Source organism: Halobellus captivus (assembly GCF_007655485.1).
Lineage (GTDB): Archaea > Halobacteriota > Halobacteria > Halobacteriales > Haloferacaceae > Haloquadratum > Haloquadratum captivum.
On the sequence record NZ_VJXQ01000001.1, the window covers coordinates 505,452 to 522,955 of the forward strand.

The following is a 17,504-nucleotide window of genomic DNA, read 5'->3' on the forward strand; positions in this document are numbered from 1 at the left end:
GTGAGACGGCCATAAACGAGGCGCGAAGACGGGGGTCCATCCCCGTCGCGAACATGTGGTGCGCCCAGACGCCGAACGAGAGGACGCCGATCGCGAGCGTGGAGTAGACGACGAACTTGAATCCGAAGAGGCGTCGACCCGCGAAGCGCGGGAGGACGTAGCTGACGATTCCCATCGGCGGCAGCACGAGGATGTACACCTCGGGGTGGCCGAAGAACCAGAACAGGTGTTGCCACAGCATCGCACCGCCTTCACCCGCGAAGAACATCGTCCCGAAGTTGCGGTCGAAGAGCAGCATCACGATCGCGCTGCCGAGCAGCGGGAACGCGAACAGGATGAGTCCCGACTGGGTGAGAATCGTCCACGAGAAGATATCGAGGTTCGCCCAGGAGACCTCATCGCCGCGCTCGGTGAAGATTGTCGCGATGAAGTTGATCGCACCCATCGTCGCCGACACGCCCGACAGGTGTAGGCCGAGAAGCATCAGATCGACGCCAGCGTTGGCCTGGTTACCCGCGCCCACACCGGCCGAGAGCGGCGTGTACATCGTCCACGCGGTCTGAGCCGGAATGACGTCTGGAAGCGGGAAGAAGCCCGCCCAGATGAGTATCGCCGCCGGGGGGAGCAGCCAGAATGCGATGGCGTTGATCCGCGGGAACGCCATATCGTCCGCGCCGATGAGAAGCGGGACGAGGTAGTTCGAGAACGCGGCGATGATCGGCGTTCCGAAGAGGAACAGCATCGTGATCCCGTGACTCGTCATCAGCGAGTTGTAGAACGTCTCGGAGATGAGCGACATCCCGGGATCGATGAGCTCGATCCGCATCACGACGACCATCAGTCCGCCGACGACGAACGCGATTAGTCCGTAGGCCCCGTAGAGAATCCCGATATCCTTGTGGTCGACCGTCGTCAGCCAGCGAATGACGCCGGACGGTTTCTCCTCGGAACCGTAGCTTTCCTTCTGCCCGTAGGCGCCCCCGCCCGCGACCGGGGTGTACGAGCGCCAGTTTTCGACCCGCGCGAGCCACGCGGCGACGGCGACGAGGAAAAGCCCCATGAGCACCGTCAGTGCTAACTGTCCGTTGACCTCCATAGGAAAGTCTGAGGAACGAAAGGTAATGAAAGGTTCGGGACGGCGCCGCTGTCGACGGGCTCGGTGGGCGGTCACGAACCGGTCGGTAATCGACAGACTGCGCCGTTGGTAACGAACGAACGTCCGGAACGACGGCGTCACAAAAGAACGGTTTTCTGCCGGTGCTCGGTCGCCGAACAGTTACGGAATCGTCGTTTCGGAACCGTGGATTTCGGAGTCTTCAGTTCCGCGGCTTCGACTTCGACTTCGACTTCGACGCCAGAAATCTCGTTTTCGGGTATCTCGACTTCAGTTGTCTTCGGCTTTTTCCTCGCCTGCGGCCGACTCGTCGGTACTCGCTTCGTCGCCCTCGACGGCCGACGGCGACGGTTCGTCGTCGAGTTCTGATTCGGATTCGGATTCCTCCAGCGGTTCAGCACCCCTAACGCCAGCCTGTCCGGGGAGGTACACTTCGCCGTGCAGTTCGGCTCCGGCGACCGCCTTCCCCGCGAAATACGTCAAGACCGCGAGCAGCACGAACGGCACGACCAGCAGTCCGAACTGGACCGACGATGCGAGCGGGTCGATGCCGAACGGCGAGAACACCGCGAAGGCGACGACGAAGAACGCGATAATGAACAGCGGGACGACGTTGACGGTGAGGTCGAGTAGGGTGTCCCGATCGAAGATCTTGTTCGCCATACCTGCCCCTTCCGGCGGAGAATCAAATAGGTTGTTGGTTTCCGGCCGCAGTCGTCGCCGCCGCGATCGTCATACTACCGGATGGTACTTCGACAGTCTCAGTACCCCGGCTTCTGGGTCGGCGTGAACAGCGTTCCGGCGACGCCCGCGGCGACGAGGATCGCGGCCGCGGCGATGATGGCGAAGCCGCGACCAGGAAGGTCGATCCGCGTGAAGGCGAACGCCGCACCGAGCGCGGCGAGCGGGAGCGCGACGCCGATTAACCCGCGCCACGGCGTCTTCGCGTACCCCGACTCGAAGGCCATCCCGGCGACGCTGCCCCCGAACAGGAGAAGCCCGCCGACCGAAAGCGGGAACAGTCCGAAGACGATCCCCAGTTCCGCGATCGGCACGCCGAGCGCGACGAACAGCGGCCACGGACTCGCCATCCGATACTGCTCAGAGAGCCCCGGTTCTGCGTCCATTGACGGCCGTACGTGCTGCGACGTACAAAGGGCTTCGATTCGATCGTCGCGGTCGGGTCAGGTCGGATCGGGCGCGTCGTGTCGAATCGAGTCGGCGGACAGTCGCAGACGATCGCGCGCTCGGAAAGAACACCTTTTTCGACGCAGATCGCCGAACGGTAACACGATGGGACTGGAGGAGGAGATCGACGAGATCCGCGAGGAGATCGCGAACACGCCGTACAACAAGGCCACGGAGGCGCACATCGGCCGATTGAAGGCGAAGCTCGCGGAGAAGAAAGAGAAACTCGAAAACCAGTCCGGAAGCGGCGGCGGCCACGGCTACGCGGTGGAGAAGACCGGCGACGTGACCGTCGCCCTCGTCGGCTTCCCGAGCGTCGGCAAGTCGACGCTGATCAACGCCCTCACCAACGCCGACAGCGAGGTCGGCGAGTACGAGTTCACGACGCTCGACGTCAACCCCGGAATGCTGAAACACAACGGCGCGAACATCCAGATCCTCGACGTCCCGGGACTGATCGAGGGCGCCGCGGGCGGCCGCGGCGGCGGGAAGGAAGTGCTGTCAGTCGTTCGCACGGCGGACCTGGTCGTGTTTCTGCTCTCCGTCTTCGAGATCGATCGCTACGAACGGCTCAGCGAGGAACTGTACCATAACAAGATCCGCCTCGACACGTCGCCGCCGAACATCACGATCTCGAAGCGGCCGAAGGGCGGCATTCAGGTGACGACCGCAGACGACGTCTCGCTCGACGACGACACGATCGCGGAAGTCCTCCGCGAACACGGCTACGTCAACGCCGACGTGACCGTCCGCGGCGACATCACGATCGACGAACTCATCGACGGGATTATGGACAACCGCGTCTACCTGCCGTCGATCGTCGCCGTCAACAAGGCGGACCTCATCGACCGCGACTATCTCCCGACTGTCGAGGAGAACCTCCGCGGCGTCGGCGTCGACCCCGAGGAGGCGATCTTCATCAGCGCCGAGGCCGAGAAGGGGCTCGACGCGCTCAAAGAGAAACTCTGGGAGGCGCTGGGACTCATCCGGGTGTATATGGACAAACCCGGTCGCGGCGTCGACTACGAGGAGCCGCTGATCCTGATGGAGGGAGAAAACACCCTCGACGACGCCCTCAGAAAGCTCGGCGGCACGCTCGACGAGCGGTTCCGCTTCGCCCGGGTCACGGGTCCGAGCGCCAAACACGACGAACAACAGATCGGCCGCGATCACGAGCTACAGGACGAGGACGTCCTGCGCGTCGTCGCCAGGAAGTAAGCGACCCGTCGACCCCGCTTCAGCATCCTTTTTGGCCGCGGCGTCCGATTCTTCGGATATGTCCGGAGTGCTCGATCACGTTATGATCCGTGTCGAAGACCTCGAGGCGTCGCTCAATTGGTACACGACGCACCTGAACTACGAGGAGAAGGGTCGCTGGGAGGCAGACACCTTCACGAACGTCTACCTCGGCCCCGAGGAGATGCACGAGGAGGGCGCGATGCTCGAACTCACGTACAACCACGACGACCGGACCTACGAGACGGGCGACGCGTGGGGCCACATCGCCGTGCGCGTCCCTGAGGGCGAACTCGAATCCTCGTACCAACAGCTGATGGACGAGGGCGTCGAGGACTACCGCGATCCCGAGTCCTGCGGCGGCCGCTACGCGTTCGTGAAAGACCCCGACGGCCACGAGATCGAGATCGTCAAGCGCGATCCCGACCTGCCGAAGTGGAGCCTCGACCACACGATGATCCGCGTCGAGGACGCCGACGAGGCGATCGGGTTCTGGACGCGGAAGTTCGAGTACGACTACGTCCGCCGCTGGGAATCGGACACCTTCGCGAACTACTTTATGAAGCCCGAGGGGGCCTCCGAGGCCGCGATGACCGTCGAACTCACGTACAACTACGACGGTCGCAGCTACACGATGGGCGACTCGTGGGGGCACCTCTGCGTCCGCGCCGACGATCTCCACGAGTACTGGGAGACGCTGATGGAGCGCGAGGCCGAAGCGTACCGCGACCCCGAATCCTGCGACAACCGCTACGCGTTCACGACGGACCAGGACGGCCACGAGATCGAGATTTTGGAGCCCTAATTCGGAGAATAGCGGAGGCCGCGTCTCGCTCTCTCGTGGTCGGCGCGAACGCGACCGTCGTCCGCCCGTCGCGAACCCGACCGTCACCCGACCGTCGCGAACGCGATACCGCGATCGAATCGGCGTGGCGATTCGAACGCACAGAACGACAAGGGATTTATCCGTCAACTGCGTTCCCCCTCCTATGCCCGGCCTGCTCTCCGACGCGCTCGCGTGGCTCGTCATTCTGACGTTCGCCGTGGGGGCGCTTTCCGCGGACCGAAACGAGCGGTTCGCGCGGTACGCCACGGTCGCCGCGTGGGTCGGTTTCGCAGTCTTTTGGCTCCAGTTGGTGCCGCACTTCGCGTTCGTCCACAAGAGCTACGTCGAAGGGATCCTCTCGCTCGTGGCGGTCCCCGCGTCGCTGTACACCGGCTACCTGCTGTGGGGCGGTCGCGACTCGCTGTTCGTGCTCTCGCGGGCGGTCGCCGCGATGGGAATTATCTATCTCCCGTTCGAGACCATTCCGGCGTTCACGCTGCTCGGCGTCGCGGTTCCGGCCCCGCGCGGCGTGCTGATGGAGATCGTCGCGGGTCAGACGGCGTTCCTCGTCAACGCGCTCGGGTACCACCCCGAGATGATTCTCAGCGACGAGGGGTTCCACAATACCTTCCTCTTTTTCGACGGCGACCACCGGTTGACCGTCGAAGTCGTCCTCGCGTGTACCGGACTGGGAAGCATCGCCATCTTCGCGGGGCTGATCGCCGCCGTGAAGGCTCCGCTCCGGCGGAAGCTTCGCGCGATGGCCATCGCCGTGCCGATCATTTACGCGCTGAACCTCCTGCGGACGACGTTCATCACGATCGCCTTCGGGAAACAGTACATGCAGTGGTTCGTCGACGAGATTCTCCTCTTGTTCGGCTCCTCCGATCCGTATATGGTCTCGTTTTTCATCTCCGATCGGATCATCAGCCAGCTGCTCGCGGTCGTCGTCCTCATCGGGATCACGTACCTCGTCGTGCGCGAGTTGCCGGAGCTCGTGACGATCATCGAGGACGTGCTCTTCCTCGTGACCGGCGACGAGTACGACCTCGAATCGGAACTCGGATTGGAACGGCCGCGGGCGTGATCCACTCGGATCGGAACTTCCCGACCGATCCCCGATAGGAAAACCTACGCCTCGTTTTCGGCCAATACGTCCTCGGGCGCGCCGCCGAGCGTGGCGAGCGCGTCGCTCTCGACGTGGTGGAGATCGCCGGGGATCACGAGCAGGTGCAGCGGATCGCCGAACTCGCGCTCGGCTAACGCGGAGAGTCGGTCGGCAGCGACAGTCGGCTCCGGGCTTCCGGCGCGAACGACGGCGACAGCGAGGACGTCCTCCCAGCCCTCCGCGAGCATCTCGCTGGCGACGTCGGCGGTCATATACTCGCCGCGGTCGGCTTTGATATCGAGATAGACGACGGTGTGTAGCCCGCGCTCACGGTTGGCCTCGATCGAGTCGACGACGCTCTGCGGGACGCCGTCTGCGCCGTGGGCGTACGGGAACGGCAGCGTGACGGCTTTACCGAATCGGTAATTTTGTAAACCTGTGAGTCCGCTCGCGGCCGTCTGCGCGGTGACGCCGTGGACGACGCGCGTGTCGATGCCGCGCTCGATGGCGCGGAGTCGCAGGTCGACGTGGGTCGTCGAGATCATCGTGTCGCCCGCGGTGAGGAAGGCGACGTGGGCGTCTTCGGCGGCGTCGAGGATGTCCTCCGGATGCTGTTCGACGCCCGCGCGGTCGCGCACCTCGATGTCGATGCCGTGGGCGTCAGAGAGGTCGTCGACGGTCGCACCGACGAGGTGGCTCGTGTACACTTCCGCGAACGCGCGATCGGCGTCGGCGAGCGCCTCCCGCCCCTCGACGGTGATCGAGCGCTCGTCGTAGAGACCGAGACCGATGAACGTGAGCATAGCTTTCCTGCGTCGCGAGCGCGTATAAGCGGCCTGAAAGCGTCTCGGACCGATAGGGAGACCAGCGCGCTGGTGCGGTTCGAACTACTCCCGGGAACTCCGAACTACTTCTCGTGCGGTCCGAACTACTCCTCGAACAGCCCGAGGTCGTCGGCGACGGCGTCGGCCAACGCGTCGGCGAGGATCGGGTCGACCTGGGCGATCTCGTCGCCGTCGTGGCGATGGTCGTTGTGCGTGTCGATCGAATCGCGAAGCTCCGAGAGCGGGACCCGAGAGGTCGTATCGCAGGCTTCACACACGATCGGGACTGTCGGTTCGTCCGCGTCCGCCGTCTCTTCCTCAGTCATACGCGACACTCACGCGACAGGTGTGAAAACTGGTCCGGTTCGTCTGGCGGTCGAACGGATCCTAGCCCTGCCACCGTCGACGCCACCACCACTGTGAGGGCGGTGAGAGCGCGAGGAGCCACGCGCCGAACATCACGACGCCGCCGAGTTCCGGGAGCGCGAGTCCGGGTCCGGGTCGAATTCCGGCCGACCACAGCAGCCAGCCCGCGATGTGTCCGCCCGCCAACGCGAGTCCGACCCGCCCGGTCGTCGAGGCGCGTCGTCGCCACCCGTCGAGTGTCACGGTCGCCGTGGCAAGTAGGAAGAAGGCAATCGCGACCGGCATATGCGGGCCGGTGCCCGCCGGAAAGACGCCCACGAGCGCCATCGCGAGGATCGAAAACACGTATCCGACGGCGAGGACGGTCGAGTGCGGTCGGAGAGCGAGCGCGTACGCGGCTCCGACGAGGCCGCCCGCGATGAGGCCACCGTTGAACAGCAGCGAAACGAGGGGATCGGACGCGGCCCCGAGATCCGAGAGCGCGCTCTGCGTCCACGAAAACGTCGGCGACAGCAGCGCCGCGGCCAAGATCGACGCGCTCGTGAACGCGGCTCCGATCGGTCCGGCGAGGCGCGCAACGGCTGGAACGTTGTCGGCGAGGGAGGTGTCGTCGACACCTGAAGCGTCGCCGTCAGTGAGTACGTCGCCATCGACGGAAACCTCGTCGTCGGTAGGTGGTGTCATCGAAAACGTCGGAAAAAGCGTGCTGCGACTGTCGATCAGATGCCGACTTCCGCGCCGACGTAGAGCACGACGACGAGGAACACCCAGACCACGTCGACGAAGTGCCAGTACATCGAAGCGGTGCTGACCGAGACGTGTCGCGCCGCGGAGTACTGACCCAGCAGTGCGCGGACGAAGACGATACCGAGGAGCACCGCGCCGAGACTGACGTGGAGTCCGTGCAATCCGGTCAGGCCGAAGAACGCCGAGGCGAAGAAGCCCGAGGTGAGCGTGAACTCGTAATGGATGATGAACTCGTAGTACTCGTAGATCTGTCCGCCGATGAAGATGACGCCCAACAGAAGCGTTACGGCGAGGCCGCCGAGGAACTTCCCGCGGTCGTCGTTGCGGATCGCGACGTGTGCGTAGTGCAGCGTGACCGACGAGAGGATTAGGATGAGCGTGTTACCGATGACGAGCGACGTCGTCAAGTCCGGAACGCCGACGAAGATCGATTCCCAGTCGCCCGCGCGGATGTAGAAGTAATACCCGAACAGCGCGCCGAACGTGGCGAGTTCGGAGCCGAGGAATGCGAGCATTCCCCAGCGGAGCTTGTTCGCGCTCTTGAGATCCGCGTCCCGCTCCCAGAACTTGATCACGAACGCGTGATACACCCAGCCGTACAGTCCGACGAGGAACACCCCAACGGTGGCGACGAGGGCCGCCGGTCCGACCATCGGGCCGACGATCCCGCCGTCGCCCTGGCCGAGGATGTAGAGTGCGGCGGCGACGTAGACGCCAGCCGCGCCGACGGCGGTGACGAACGGCCACCAACTCGCCTCACCGAACCCACGGGGCCAGTCCTCCACCGCCGGGAGGTGGTGTCCGTGGTCGTCGTGTGCTTCTTCGGTACCCATAGACGTGGGTTTCGATCCGATGACTAAAAAGCCTCCCAAACGACGCGATGGCCGAGCGCGTTCAGTCGGCGTTCGACGGTGGCGCGTGAAGGGGACCGGTGGCGATATCGCGTCGCAGTTCGTCGAGCGTCTCCTGACTCCCGCGGGAACTCATCTCCGAGACCACCGCGAACACCTCCTGTCTGGAGATTTTCACACCGGTCGACGAAAGCGCGTCTTCCGGCCGCGAGAGGAGTTCTCGGAGCGTTCCGACGGCGAGTAGGAACGGGATCGCCCACGCTTCGAGCGTGTTGCCGTCGCGAAGCGGCACCGTTTCGAGGTACGTCTGGGCGTCGTCGAGGAACGATCCCGCGAACTCCGCCGTGCGGTGAACGACCGACGCGGCGTTCGCTTCGTGTTCGTCGTCGAGGACCTCCTCCTGCGGAACTCCGGCGTCGCGGAGCCACTCCGCCGGAAGGTAGACGTTGTCCTCGGCGGTGTAGTCGTCGTAGACGTCTTTCGAGATGTTGACGAGTTGTAAGAGCAACCCGAACTCCTCGGCGGTGTCGTACAGCCGACGGCGGCGGTCGGCGGCGAGGTCGTGGCGGGTCACGAGGTTCGTGATGAGGTTGCCGACAGTGCCCGCCGCGTAGTAGCAGTACTCCTCTAACTCGCTGCGGGTCTGGATCCGGAGTCCGCCGTCGTCCTCGTACCGTTCGACGAACTCAACCATCCCCTGTACGAGCTCTCGCGCCGGTGGGACGACGGCCTGCTGGACGTCCTCCGGCAGGCTCTGGAACGTGCGGATCACTCTCGGTGAGTCGCGCACGACGGCCCAGTCGTCGGTCATTTCGTCCTCGTCGGGGAAGTACGGTTCGACGTCCGCGACGAACGCCGCCGCGTCCGTGTCGTCGTCGGGATCGAGTACGGCGTCGTACGTTCTGAGGAGCTCGGCCTGTTCGGCTGGAGGGATGTGCGAGGCGTCTTCGACGGTGTCCGCGATCCGGCAGACGAGATAGCCGAGACAGATGTACGATGACATCGGTTCGTCGAGAACGTCTACCGTGAGCGCGAAGGTGCGGGAGACCCCTTGAACCGACTCGTGACACCACTGGAGGTCGGCGTGGTCGACTCGGGGGCGTTCATCCTGCTGAGACATTCGGAGTGTCAACCCCTACGAACGGCGGGATAAAAAGCTTCGTGGCGTGGCGGTGAGCGATCTGACCGACACGTCGGCGGAAAGTGTAATACGCCTATCGATTCCGGCCGCGAACGGAGATCGCCCGTGCGTGGTTTTATATCCTAACGAGCGGCCAGCGTCCCCGTGACGTAACAGTCATCGCGCGTCGGGTCGCGGTCGTTCGGCACGTCGGCGCGGGAGACGACAGCGACGGCGTTGGCGAGGGTCCGTCACGAGCGGGTGCCGACTGTTTGCCCCACCACTGACGGGAGCTGACACACTCGACGGAGAAGCGGTCAGTCGTCGGTGTTGCGCTCATCCAGTCGGTCCGTGAGCCACGCGTAGTGCGTCTCGACGCCGTCGACACCGGCGTCCGTGAGCCGGTAGACGTCGTGAATCCCCTCGGTTTCGCACGCGATGAGCCCCCGGTTGACGAGTGCGTCGAGGCTGCCGTAGAACGATTGGGGATCGAGCCGCGTCCCGTAGTGTCGTTCGAGCGCCGTCTTGAGCTTCTGCCCGCGGAGCGTTCCCGCCCCGTAGAGCAGCGCACACAGATCCCGCCGTCGACCGCTCTGGAGCCACCGCGACATTACCGGTGGATTGGACTCGGCGACCACGTCGGTTTCGCTTTCGTTCTATGCCGAACTGATTTCGTGGACTCCCCCATCAAAGCGCTACCGTCGATCGGCTCGCGATCGAACCGGTACCTTCGACTGCCCCGCCGTCAAATCGCGGGTATGAGCGAGACCGAGACGACCGCGAACGGGATCACTGCGCGCTACCGCGAGACCGAGACCGAGCGGCTGCTCACCTTCGATCGAGACGGTCGGACGGCGGCAATCGCACAGAACATCGACGGATACGCGATGTTGAAAGTACGTCCGACGGCCGACGGCGACGAGCTCGAACGCTATTACGGGTTCGATATGGCGCTGGATCACGCCGCGGAACTCCTCGCCGTCTCGCCGCACGACCTGCCGGTTCCGGAGGCGGCCGCCGATATGGGAATGTGACCGCCAGCGCGTAGTCGCCCGAGGACGGTGCCAGTCGCCAGCTACCACCGGATCGTAATTCGCCAGCACCGCACTGCGACTTGCTATTAACCGCGGAACCGCTGTCTGCTATCAACTGCCCCACCGTTCAGTCGCGACGCCAGTAGAACCGCGGTCCCAGACAGAGGTACGCGAGCGACAGGAACAGGAGACCGTAGGCGAACCCCTCGCCGATCGTCCCGACGAGCTGCTCGCCCATCCGCCCGGCGAGAATAATCGCCGCGGCTTGGACGAGGCCCATCACGAGCGCGTCCTGCGCGTGGAGGTCCGGGTACGTGATCGGCGCGAGCATCAGCGCCGCAAGGAGATACACCAGCGGAACCAGCACGATCGGGCTCGTGAACCCCGCCAGCACGCTCGCACCGATGATCGTCGCCGCGAGCGTCGTCTGGACGCCCTCCGTCTCCGCCGCGTCGCTGTCGTAGGCCGTGTAGAGGCCGAGGCGGGTCACGGCGGCGGCGACGAAGAGCGCGCCGCCCGCGACCGCGACGAGGCCCGGGGGACCGGCGAGCCCCCACGCATCCGCGACGGCCATCGTCACCAAGAGCGCGGGGGCGACGCCGAAGGACGCGACGTCGGCGAGCGAATCCAGATAGGGTCCGACGTCGGTGCCGCCGCGCCGCCGCGCCACGACGCCGTCGAGAGCGTCCGCGATAGCGGCTATCAGTAGTATCCGAGCGGCGAGTTCGACGTCGACGGTGGCGGCGACGGCGGCGACGAACCCGAGTGCGGCGTTCGAGACGGTCACCGCATCGGCGAGTCCCACTCGGCCGACGAACCGCGGCATCATATCACGGCGAACTCGGAGGACGGGTTTACCTCTTTACATCCGGATCGGACCACATTTAGCGCTCGCACTCGGAGCACCGACTATGACAGGGCAGCGAGTCGCGAGAGACGGACGGTTCTCGCGTCGGCGGTTGCTCGGCGGACTCGCCGCGGCCGCGACGACGGGGCTCGCGGGGTGTACTACGTCGAGCGCAGACGGTGACGGTGGCGACGACTACGACATCGGGATGACCGCGTCCGCGTTCACGCCGACGGAATTCACGATCAGCGTGGGCGAAACGGTCGTCTGGCGGAACACGAGTTCGCGCGGTCACACCGTCACCGCCTACGACTCGGGGATTCCCGAGGACGCCGAGTTCTTCGCCAGCGGCGGCTACGAATCGACCGAGGGGGCCCGCGAAGCGTTTCGATCGGAGTTCGGCGGCTCGATCGACAGCGGCGCGACCTGGTCGCACTCCTTCGAGGTCCCGGGCGAGTACGAGTACTTCTGCATCCCGCACGAGCAGGGCGGGATGGTCGGAACGATCGTCGTCGAAGCGTAGTCGGCGGCGATCGGTGTCGAAGCGTAGTCGGCGGCGGTCGGTGTCGAAGCGTAGTCGGCGGCGGTCGGTATCGAAACGGAAGCGAACGTGGCTGGTCTTGGAGCGGCGGCGACATCAGTGACGAGCCATCGGCTCGGCGGTTGCGGCGCGCTGAAAAAACGGGTCGTTTTCGGGTCGTCTGCGACCGAATCAGGCGTCGTCAACCGCGACGTCTTCCTCGTCGACGTCGACGGCGGCCTCTTCCTCGGCGGCGACCTCTTCGGGTCGCGCTTCGAGGGTGAGCTTCTGGACCTCGACGCGGCGCAGCGGGTAGATCGTCTTCGCCTCGCCGTAGATCGCCGAGGAGAGCCGTCCCTCGATGACGCTGTCGACGAGTTCGTCGAAGGTCCGCTCGGCGGCGGCTTCCTCGACGAGGTCGATCATCACACGTCGGATCGCCTTCTCTTGGCTGCGGTCGGCCTTCTTGGTCGTGAAGGCGACGGGCTGGAGCTGGACGCGGTAATCGTCCGTCGTCAGCACCGTGATCGCGACGTCGACCTTCGAGGCCCCGCGTCGGACGAGGCTGCGAACGTAGTCGCGGGCGAGTTCGTGCTTGACGAACTCGGTGTAGGCCGCGTCGCTCGTGACCTCGTTCACCTTGAAGGTGAGCTTCGTGTTGTTCTCGCCCTGGTCGCCGGTGATGTCGCCGAGGGTGACCTCGACGGTTCGGCCGTCGACCTTCTCGGGCTCGTCCGCGAAGGTCGAGCCGAGTTCCGTTCGGTCGAACTGTTCCGGTGCGATGAGGGTGTACCATCGCTTTCCGCGCTTCTGCTTCGAAACTGATCGTTCACTCATAGTATGTGTGTCTGTGTCGTCTCGACGATGGCGTCTGCCACCGTCAGGTTGACCACGGTGTCGTCCACCGTGGACTGCAGCCCGCCGGTCGTCCCGCGGGAGATCCGCGTCACGAGGGTGTCGCCCTCGATGCGCATCGCCATCGAGTCGGTGTTGTCGGGGCGGAGCGCCGCCGCCACCGTCTCGGCGTCGGCGTGCGTCGTCCGCAGGCGGGCCGTCCGCGACTCGCACTCGCGAGCCGCAGACGTCGGATGTGCGTTCGGTTCGGTGTCTGTGCTGTCGTCGGTCATCTCGTTGCCTCCCGTATCGCGGCGATGACGTCGGCGTCCTCCGCGTCGCCGTCGAAACGTACCACTGCGCCAGTCGCGTCACCGGACCACGCCGACGTCGCCGTCGAAAACTCCGTCGCGATCGCCGACGCGGCCGCGGCGGCGCCCGAATCGCGAGCGGACAGCGCGGCGACGCCGTCGCCGAGCGCGATCACCAGCGGCTCCGGCGATCGGTAGTCGCGGGCGAGTCGAGCGAGCGTTCGCAACCGCCCGCGGGTGACGCCGCTACCACGGTCCGAGCTCTCGTCGCCAACGTCGCCGCGGACGACGAAGACGCCGTCGTATCGGCCGGTGTGTGCCGTTTGAAGCGCTCCGTGAACGGATGTCGCGTGTGTGCGCCACGCGTCAAGCGCGGCGGAGCGGCCGCCGTGTCCGAGCGCCAGCGCGACGCCGACGCCGGGACGCTCGCTCGCGACGGCGTTCAGCACGTCGGCGAAACCGCCGAGCGTCGTCATCGGCCCGTCCGGCGTCGCGTACGGGCGAAGAACCCGTTCGACTGCCGTCGCGGCGTGCGTCGTCGCTTCACCGTCGCCAGCGACGGCGAGCGCGACGAGCGAGGCGATCGATCGCTGCGCCGTCTCGTCCAGCGTATCCGGCGCATCGGATGTATCCGGTGCGTCGGACACGTCGGATACGTCCGGTGCGTCGGATGCGTCAGACTCCTCCGATACGTCCGACTCGCCCAGTACCGCGTCGAATTCGGATGCGACAGCCTCTCTGTCACCCGAAAAGGGCGCGTGCACGAGCGTCGAGTGGACCAGTCCGTCGACGACGTCGTCGACGGGGACCGCCACTCCCGCACGGTGCACGAGCGCGCCGGAATCGACGGCGCTCTCCACGAGCGATCCGGCGGTCGACGCCGGGTGTTCGCCCGCGGCGAGGACGCCAGCGAGTGCGAGCACCGGATCGACGCCGAATTCGCGCGTCTGTTCTGCGACGTCGCCCGCGTCGGTGCGGGCGAGCGTCGCTGCGATCTCGTACGCGCGACGGCTCGCAGATGCTCCGTCGGGGGCGATCGTCACGTCCGCTGTGGGAAGGCCCGATCCGACCGCCGCGAGAACGCCGTCGTCGGCCGCCGGTTCGTCCGCGCCGAGCGATGCGACGCGGACCTGAAACGGCACGCCGACCTGTCGGAGTCCGCGGGCGAGTAACCCGCTGGCTGCCAGCGAGTCGCCGTCGGCTGCGGAGACGACGCGGACGAACGAAGCCGTACCGAGGGTGTGTGCGACACTCTCGGCGGGGGCATTCGCGTCGGCGGTGGTGTCGGATCGAGATGCCATCTTGGCGTAGGGGGCTTACTCTTCGAGGAGTTTGACCGCGAGGTCGAACGTGTACGTGAAGTTCTCGTCGAGGGCGTCGCCGCGGTAGTAGTCCACGAGGCGACGGATCTTCGACTCGGTGTTCTGCAGGGCGCGCTTGTTCTGCATGTCCTGCTGGTTCTCGTTGACGTGGCGGCGGAGGCGCACGGCGCGCTTCATCAGGTTCCGGAGGTCTTCGGGAATTTCCGGGGCCGCGTCGTTCTCCTCGAGGATCGTGGTGACCTTCTTGTCGGTCGCGACTTTGACGTCGGGGACGGGAACGCCCTTGACGCCTTCGTCACGGAGCTTCAGACCGATCTGGCTCGGGTCGTGACCCTGCTCTGCGAGTTCGACGACGCGCGCTTCGATGTCGTCGGAATCGACGTCACTCCACTCCGGGGGTTCGTCTGCCACCGGCTTGTCCGAACCGGACGAGCCGCGGCGGCGGGTGTGCATTCGTGCCATTGTTTTCAAATTGGAACGGCACAGACCGCAGAATACGCGATGTGATGCGGCCGAGCGTGTCGGCGGCATCGCACTTCCGCAATCCCGAGCCGCGCGAACGCGGCGAGTCAGATTTGCGGCCGTGCTGTTCCCGTCTACGACCATCAGTGTCAGCGACAAAAGGATTCCGACACGCGACCGACGTTCGGCAAGTCGAAGCCCTTAAGAGCGAAAACGGAATACGAAAGGTTGCGTACGAGGGCTCGTAGATCAGGGGTAGATCACTCCCTTGGCATGGGAGAGGCCGCGGGTTCAAATCCCGCCGAGTCCATTTCTAAAACCGCTCATAACCAGGGAGCCGAAGGTAGCGGTAGACGGTCTGAAAGCAACGATTTCGACCGATTAGATTCTGAGACGACTCCCTCACGAAAGAGAGTCCGTTCTGAATCGAAACGCGGGTCGCCGCCGTCCGGCGGTCGCGTCAGGGAGTGGCGGCCGATCTGCAAGTACTGTGGAATGCCGATCGACCACTCAGGACAGCGCTGTATGGCGCTTGACGACGGGGTGTGTCGACCTTGAGCATCCAGCCGCAGGGCTGGCAGCCTAGTGACGACCTTCCGGATCGACTCGGCGGGCCGTCGACGCTGTCGATGCCCGACGACTGGACGCTGTCGACGCCGTGGCAGCGTGCTCAGAAGGAAGCCGACCGAGGAGGCCCGATCAACGACGCCGAGCGTATGGTCTATCTCAGCGGCTCAGAGAGCCCGCACAGAGTCACGTTCGCACTGCGGGGTCGAACCCTCGTTGTTGACTGCGACTGCAAGGCGCACCGCTTCAACGACGGCTGGTGCTCCCACGTCGCCAGTCTGTGGTGGCAGTGGACGCGCGGCGCGATCTCGGTCCATCATCTCGACACTGGCAGGGACTACCCAGCTCCACCAGCTTGGCTTTGCCTCGACGAGACGACCGACCCCGACGAATTCGACGAACTCACTCCTGCGGAACTTGACGCCTATCTCACGTGCCACGTTGCCGACGTCGGCGTCTGTGAGTACGCTCGATTCACGGACCGAGCACACGGCACGCTGACGAATCTTCTCAGCCGAGCACAGGACACACTCGGAGGTGATGAGCGCCCAGGCTCACGCGCGTAGGCCCGAGCGCGCGATAACCTCTCTCGGAGCATACCGGGGGGGCGTACTAATGTACTGCAAAATCCGCCGCCGTGTGCGTATTACGCGGCGTCGGATTGTACTAACAAATTTAACCAAACCGACAAATGCCACGACTTCAGGAAGCCGACGAACGAGCAACGATCACCGTCCGCGTCGATGCGGATCTGAAAGACCAGTACAAGAGCCGAGTTGACAGTATGAGCGACGATCTCCGCGAGCACGTCCGCGAGGTTGTCGAAGGTGACGAAAACGACCCGACCGCCGTCATAGAGGATGACGTTCTGCGCAACGGCTACCAGGCGCTCCTTTCCGCGGCCGACGTCCACGACGTCAACGGCCGACGGCTCGACGTCGACACTGCAACGTCAGCGATTGCCGAACGGACCCGAGTCCCCGGCAACGCCGTGCGGGATCGCGTGCTTCGACCACTCGAACAGCTTGGTTTCGTGAAACCGCGGTGGGGCAGTATCGTTATTCTGCGTCCGGAGGAGGCCGTAGATGTCTGAAAACGAGGATGCGAGTCCTGGGAGAGAAAACTACCAACTTGAAGACGGTCCCAATAAGCTGGGGCCACGCAACGAGGAGCTTGCATTAGTTTGTGATGTTAGGATTGGGAAATTCAAGCTTCAATTCCTGTGTAGGAACTTGGAGATAGTGAGCAGTCCTAATCGAAAAGTCAGCAGCTTTCGAGAGGATCAACTGACCTATGATCGAAAAAACGGTCACTATCTCCCCTTTACAGGCACAAGACAATTCTATAGCCAGTGTGACGATTCCCGATCCGATTATACTCAGCCGTTCTTTCGATATCTCAGTATCCTTGAGCCATCTTGCAATATCGACCGCCAGTTGAGGTCCATCTTCGTTGACTATCACGCGGTCATCGTCTATGTCAATCCACCACATACCGATGGTCCGTCGCTATCGATTAAAAATGTCTGGGTTAAGAGACCAATTACAGATTCCAAGGAGATCCTCACAGACGGCGGACACGATATACTCGAAGACGGGGTAGCTCAATCTTGGGATGATGATAAGCAAATGACGTACCATAGCCGCCAATTTTTGACCGTCTCGGTGGTCGAAATTCCAGAACATATGCCGCACGTAATCGCGGAGGGAATTATTCGATGACGGCGCTGGCTACTGAAATCGCGCTGAAAGTCGGCTACGGTTTCGTGTTCCTACTGTTCTGGCAGTGGTCCGCTGAACGCCACAAACGCGCTGACCTCGAAACCGATCTCTGCGGGGCAATCTACCGCGGTCAGGTCACGACTCGCGACCTCCGACGATCGACTAAACACAAGTCGATCCGACGAGCGCTCGAAAAACAGTCGCCAGAGGACCGCGAGCGCTTCAACAACACACAACGGCACAGGAGAGGCGGCCGATGAACGGAAGCAAAGTCAAACTCTGGCAGACGGCGAAAGTCCGTAACCCGGATCACATAGTCGCACCGTACCCTATCCGACGAAGGAACGAGGACTTCAACGAGTGGCGATGTTCTCAGTGTCTTGAGGACTGGTACGTGAAACCGTTCGTAACGCCCTCATATTGTCCGTTTTGTGGGAACGAGATTGTAATTGACGAGGAGGGGGATCGATGCGTGTAACCTTCGCGAGGATCGCCGAGCGCGCCGA

The 17,504-nt window shown here is 64.1% G+C and carries 23 protein-coding genes and 1 tRNA gene; 10 read left to right on the forward strand and 14 right to left on the reverse strand.

Annotated elements, in window-relative coordinates; genetic code table 11:
• From FJT57_RS16845 to FJT57_RS02370, 3 genes are all read right to left on the reverse strand, one after another.
• A partial coding sequence (locus FJT57_RS16845) for a cbb3-type cytochrome c oxidase subunit I (RefSeq protein ID WP_394348802.1) occupies nt 1-1,060 on the reverse strand: 1,060 nt, incomplete at its 3' end.
• Nucleotides 1,061-1,384: 324 nt separating this feature from the next.
• Nucleotides 1,385-1,777 (reverse strand): DUF6684 family protein, encoded by a 393-nt coding sequence (locus FJT57_RS02365; RefSeq protein WP_144901305.1) that lies wholly within the window; start codon nt 1,775-1,777, stop codon nt 1,385-1,387.
• A gap of 98 nt (nt 1,778-1,875) precedes the next feature.
• Entirely contained in the window at nt 1,876-2,241 is a 366-nt protein-coding gene (locus FJT57_RS02370; protein ID WP_144901306.1) for a DUF7541 family protein, read from the reverse strand.
• 166 nt (nt 2,242-2,407) lie between these two features.
• Here FJT57_RS02370 and FJT57_RS02375 point away from each other — a divergent pair, with 166 nt between their 5' ends.
• The 3 genes from FJT57_RS02375 (at nt 2,408) to artA (ending at nt 5,451) form a co-directional block, all read left to right on the forward strand.
• Nucleotides 2,408-3,520 (forward strand): OBG GTPase family GTP-binding protein, encoded by a 1,113-nt coding sequence (locus FJT57_RS02375; RefSeq protein ID WP_144901308.1) that lies wholly within the window; start codon nt 2,408-2,410, stop codon nt 3,518-3,520.
• A gap of 58 nt (nt 3,521-3,578) precedes the next feature.
• Nucleotides 3,579-4,343, forward strand: a complete 765-nt coding sequence (locus tag FJT57_RS02380; RefSeq protein WP_144901310.1) for a VOC family protein — start codon at nt 3,579-3,581, stop codon at nt 4,341-4,343.
• Nucleotides 4,344-4,527: 184 nt separating this feature from the next.
• Nucleotides 4,528-5,451 carry an archaeosortase A gene (gene artA, locus FJT57_RS02385; RefSeq protein ID WP_144901312.1) on the forward strand — a complete coding sequence of 308 codons (924 nt, stop codon included), beginning with the start codon at nt 4,528-4,530 and terminating at the stop codon, nt 5,449-5,451.
• 44 nt (nt 5,452-5,495) lie between these two features.
• Here the strand turns inward: artA and dph5 are convergent, their stop codons facing one another.
• The 6 genes from dph5 to FJT57_RS02415 all read right to left on the reverse strand — a co-directional run bounded on the left by dph5 (nt 5,496) and on the right by FJT57_RS02415 (nt 9,991).
• Nucleotides 5,496-6,275 (reverse strand): diphthine synthase, encoded by a 780-nt coding sequence (dph5, locus tag FJT57_RS02390; RefSeq protein WP_144901314.1) that lies wholly within the window; start codon nt 6,273-6,275, stop codon nt 5,496-5,498.
• A 125-nt stretch (nt 6,276-6,400) separates the two neighbouring features.
• A complete protein-coding gene (locus FJT57_RS02395) occupies nt 6,401-6,622 on the reverse strand; it encodes a hypothetical protein (RefSeq protein ID WP_144901316.1) in 222 nt (73 codons plus the stop codon).
• Between the two features lie 61 nt (nt 6,623-6,683).
• The gene (locus tag FJT57_RS02400; protein WP_144901318.1) at nt 6,684-7,346 is read right to left on the reverse strand and encodes a DUF998 domain-containing protein; all 663 of its coding nucleotides are present in this window, start codon (nt 7,344-7,346) and stop codon (nt 6,684-6,686) included.
• 35 nt (nt 7,347-7,381) lie between these two features.
• The gene (locus FJT57_RS02405; RefSeq protein WP_144901320.1) at nt 7,382-8,242 is read right to left on the reverse strand and encodes a cytochrome c oxidase subunit 3; all 861 of its coding nucleotides are present in this window, start codon (nt 8,240-8,242) and stop codon (nt 7,382-7,384) included.
• Nucleotides 8,243-8,303: 61 nt separating this feature from the next.
• Nucleotides 8,304-9,380 (reverse strand): phytoene/squalene synthase family protein, encoded by a 1,077-nt coding sequence (locus FJT57_RS02410; protein WP_144901322.1) that lies wholly within the window; start codon nt 9,378-9,380, stop codon nt 8,304-8,306.
• A gap of 317 nt (nt 9,381-9,697) precedes the next feature.
• Entirely contained in the window at nt 9,698-9,991 is a 294-nt protein-coding gene (locus FJT57_RS02415) for a PadR family transcriptional regulator (protein ID WP_144901324.1), read from the reverse strand.
• A gap of 147 nt (nt 9,992-10,138) precedes the next feature.
• Between FJT57_RS02415 and FJT57_RS02420 the strand changes: the two genes are divergently transcribed.
• Nucleotides 10,139-10,414, forward strand: a complete 276-nt coding sequence (locus tag FJT57_RS02420) for a DUF7111 family protein (protein WP_144901326.1) — start codon at nt 10,139-10,141, stop codon at nt 10,412-10,414.
• A 127-nt stretch (nt 10,415-10,541) separates the two neighbouring features.
• Here FJT57_RS02420 and FJT57_RS02425 read toward each other — a convergent pair whose 3' ends face one another.
• A complete protein-coding gene (locus FJT57_RS02425; protein ID WP_144901328.1) occupies nt 10,542-11,243 on the reverse strand; it encodes a protein sorting system archaetidylserine synthase in 702 nt (233 codons plus the stop codon).
• 82 nt (nt 11,244-11,325) lie between these two features.
• Here FJT57_RS02425 and FJT57_RS02430 point away from each other — a divergent pair, with 82 nt between their 5' ends.
• Nucleotides 11,326-11,784 (forward strand): cupredoxin domain-containing protein, encoded by a 459-nt coding sequence (locus FJT57_RS02430; protein ID WP_144901330.1) that lies wholly within the window; start codon nt 11,326-11,328, stop codon nt 11,782-11,784.
• Between the two features lie 189 nt (nt 11,785-11,973).
• Here FJT57_RS02430 and FJT57_RS02435 read toward each other — a convergent pair whose 3' ends face one another.
• The 4 genes from FJT57_RS02435 to FJT57_RS02450 are packed head-to-tail and all read right to left on the reverse strand — an operon-like array spanning nt 11,974 to nt 14,710.
• Nucleotides 11,974-12,618 (reverse strand): 30S ribosomal protein S3ae, encoded by a 645-nt coding sequence (locus FJT57_RS02435; protein ID WP_144901332.1) that lies wholly within the window; start codon nt 12,616-12,618, stop codon nt 11,974-11,976.
• Nucleotides 12,615-12,908, reverse strand: a complete 294-nt coding sequence (locus tag FJT57_RS02440; protein WP_238993883.1) for a KEOPS complex subunit Pcc1 — start codon at nt 12,906-12,908, stop codon at nt 12,615-12,617. Before FJT57_RS02440 ends, FJT57_RS02435 begins: the two co-directional genes overlap by 4 nt.
• Nucleotides 12,905-14,227, reverse strand: a complete 1,323-nt coding sequence (locus FJT57_RS02445) for a hypothetical protein (protein ID WP_144901334.1) — start codon at nt 14,225-14,227, stop codon at nt 12,905-12,907. The genes FJT57_RS02440 and FJT57_RS02445 overlap by 4 nt, the downstream gene beginning before the upstream one ends.
• A gap of 15 nt (nt 14,228-14,242) precedes the next feature.
• Nucleotides 14,243-14,710 carry a 30S ribosomal protein S15 gene (locus FJT57_RS02450; protein ID WP_144901335.1) on the reverse strand — a complete coding sequence of 156 codons (468 nt, stop codon included), beginning with the start codon at nt 14,708-14,710 and terminating at the stop codon, nt 14,243-14,245.
• 238 nt (nt 14,711-14,948) lie between these two features.
• On the opposite strand from FJT57_RS02450, the gene FJT57_RS02455 reads away from it, so the two are divergent.
• The 5 genes from FJT57_RS02455 to FJT57_RS02475 all read left to right on the forward strand — a co-directional run bounded on the left by FJT57_RS02455 (nt 14,949) and on the right by FJT57_RS02475 (nt 17,258).
• Nucleotides 14,949-15,020 (forward strand) — tRNA-Ala (locus tag FJT57_RS02455).
• A gap of 235 nt (nt 15,021-15,255) precedes the next feature.
• The gene (locus FJT57_RS02460; protein WP_203229075.1) at nt 15,256-15,843 is read left to right on the forward strand and encodes a hypothetical protein; all 588 of its coding nucleotides are present in this window, start codon (nt 15,256-15,258) and stop codon (nt 15,841-15,843) included.
• 125 nt (nt 15,844-15,968) lie between these two features.
• The gene (locus FJT57_RS02465; RefSeq protein ID WP_144901337.1) at nt 15,969-16,370 is read left to right on the forward strand and encodes a hypothetical protein; all 402 of its coding nucleotides are present in this window, start codon (nt 15,969-15,971) and stop codon (nt 16,368-16,370) included.
• Nucleotides 16,363-16,998: a hypothetical protein gene (locus FJT57_RS02470; protein ID WP_144901339.1), complete on the forward strand. Its 636-nt coding sequence runs from the start codon at nt 16,363-16,365 to the stop codon at nt 16,996-16,998. Before FJT57_RS02465 ends, FJT57_RS02470 begins: the two co-directional genes overlap by 8 nt.
• Complete coding sequence (locus FJT57_RS02475) at nt 16,995-17,258, forward strand: hypothetical protein (protein ID WP_144901340.1); 264 nt, start codon at nt 16,995-16,997, stop codon at nt 17,256-17,258. The genes FJT57_RS02470 and FJT57_RS02475 overlap by 4 nt, the downstream gene beginning before the upstream one ends.
• Nucleotides 17,259-17,504 lie beyond the last annotated feature (246 nt).

Bases quoted from the DNA above. Each gene is read 5' to 3' on its own strand.
- FJT57_RS02365 (WP_144901305.1), bottom strand. From the start codon at position 1,777: ATGGCGAACAAGATCTTCGATCGGGACACCCTACTCGACCTCACCGTC.
- FJT57_RS02370 (WP_144901306.1), bottom strand. From the start codon at position 2,241: ATGGACGCAGAACCGGGGCTCTCTGAGCAGTATCGGATGGCGAGTCCG.
- FJT57_RS02375 (WP_144901308.1), top strand. From the start codon at position 2,408: ATGGGACTGGAGGAGGAGATCGACGAGATCCGCGAGGAGATCGCGAAC.
- FJT57_RS02380 (WP_144901310.1), top strand. From the start codon at position 3,579: ATGTCCGGAGTGCTCGATCACGTTATGATCCGTGTCGAAGACCTCGAG.
- artA (WP_144901312.1), top strand. From the start codon at position 4,528: ATGCCCGGCCTGCTCTCCGACGCGCTCGCGTGGCTCGTCATTCTGACG.
- dph5 (WP_144901314.1), bottom strand. From the start codon at position 6,275: ATGCTCACGTTCATCGGTCTCGGTCTCTACGACGAGCGCTCGATCACC.
- FJT57_RS02395 (WP_144901316.1), bottom strand. From the start codon at position 6,622: ATGACTGAGGAAGAGACGGCGGACGCGGACGAACCGACAGTCCCGATC.
- FJT57_RS02400 (WP_144901318.1), bottom strand. From the start codon at position 7,346: ATGACACCACCTACCGACGACGAGGTTTCCGTCGATGGCGACGTACTC.
- FJT57_RS02405 (WP_144901320.1), bottom strand. From the start codon at position 8,242: ATGGGTACCGAAGAAGCACACGACGACCACGGACACCACCTCCCGGCG.
- FJT57_RS02410 (WP_144901322.1), bottom strand. From the start codon at position 9,380: ATGTCTCAGCAGGATGAACGCCCCCGAGTCGACCACGCCGACCTCCAG.
- FJT57_RS02415 (WP_144901324.1), bottom strand. From the start codon at position 9,991: ATGTCGCGGTGGCTCCAGAGCGGTCGACGGCGGGATCTGTGTGCGCTG.
- FJT57_RS02420 (WP_144901326.1), top strand. From the start codon at position 10,139: ATGAGCGAGACCGAGACGACCGCGAACGGGATCACTGCGCGCTACCGC.
- FJT57_RS02425 (WP_144901328.1), bottom strand. From the start codon at position 11,243: ATGATGCCGCGGTTCGTCGGCCGAGTGGGACTCGCCGATGCGGTGACC.
- FJT57_RS02430 (WP_144901330.1), top strand. From the start codon at position 11,326: ATGACAGGGCAGCGAGTCGCGAGAGACGGACGGTTCTCGCGTCGGCGG.
- FJT57_RS02435 (WP_144901332.1), bottom strand. From the start codon at position 12,618: ATGAGTGAACGATCAGTTTCGAAGCAGAAGCGCGGAAAGCGATGGTAC.
- FJT57_RS02440 (WP_238993883.1), bottom strand. From the start codon at position 12,908: ATGACCGACGACAGCACAGACACCGAACCGAACGCACATCCGACGTCT.
- FJT57_RS02445 (WP_144901334.1), bottom strand. From the start codon at position 14,227: ATGGCATCTCGATCCGACACCACCGCCGACGCGAATGCCCCCGCCGAG.
- FJT57_RS02450 (WP_144901335.1), bottom strand. From the start codon at position 14,710: ATGGCACGAATGCACACCCGCCGCCGCGGCTCGTCCGGTTCGGACAAG.
- FJT57_RS02465 (WP_144901337.1), top strand. From the start codon at position 15,969: ATGCCACGACTTCAGGAAGCCGACGAACGAGCAACGATCACCGTCCGC.
- FJT57_RS02470 (WP_144901339.1), top strand. From the start codon at position 16,363: ATGTCTGAAAACGAGGATGCGAGTCCTGGGAGAGAAAACTACCAACTT.
- FJT57_RS02475 (WP_144901340.1), top strand. From the start codon at position 16,995: ATGACGGCGCTGGCTACTGAAATCGCGCTGAAAGTCGGCTACGGTTTC.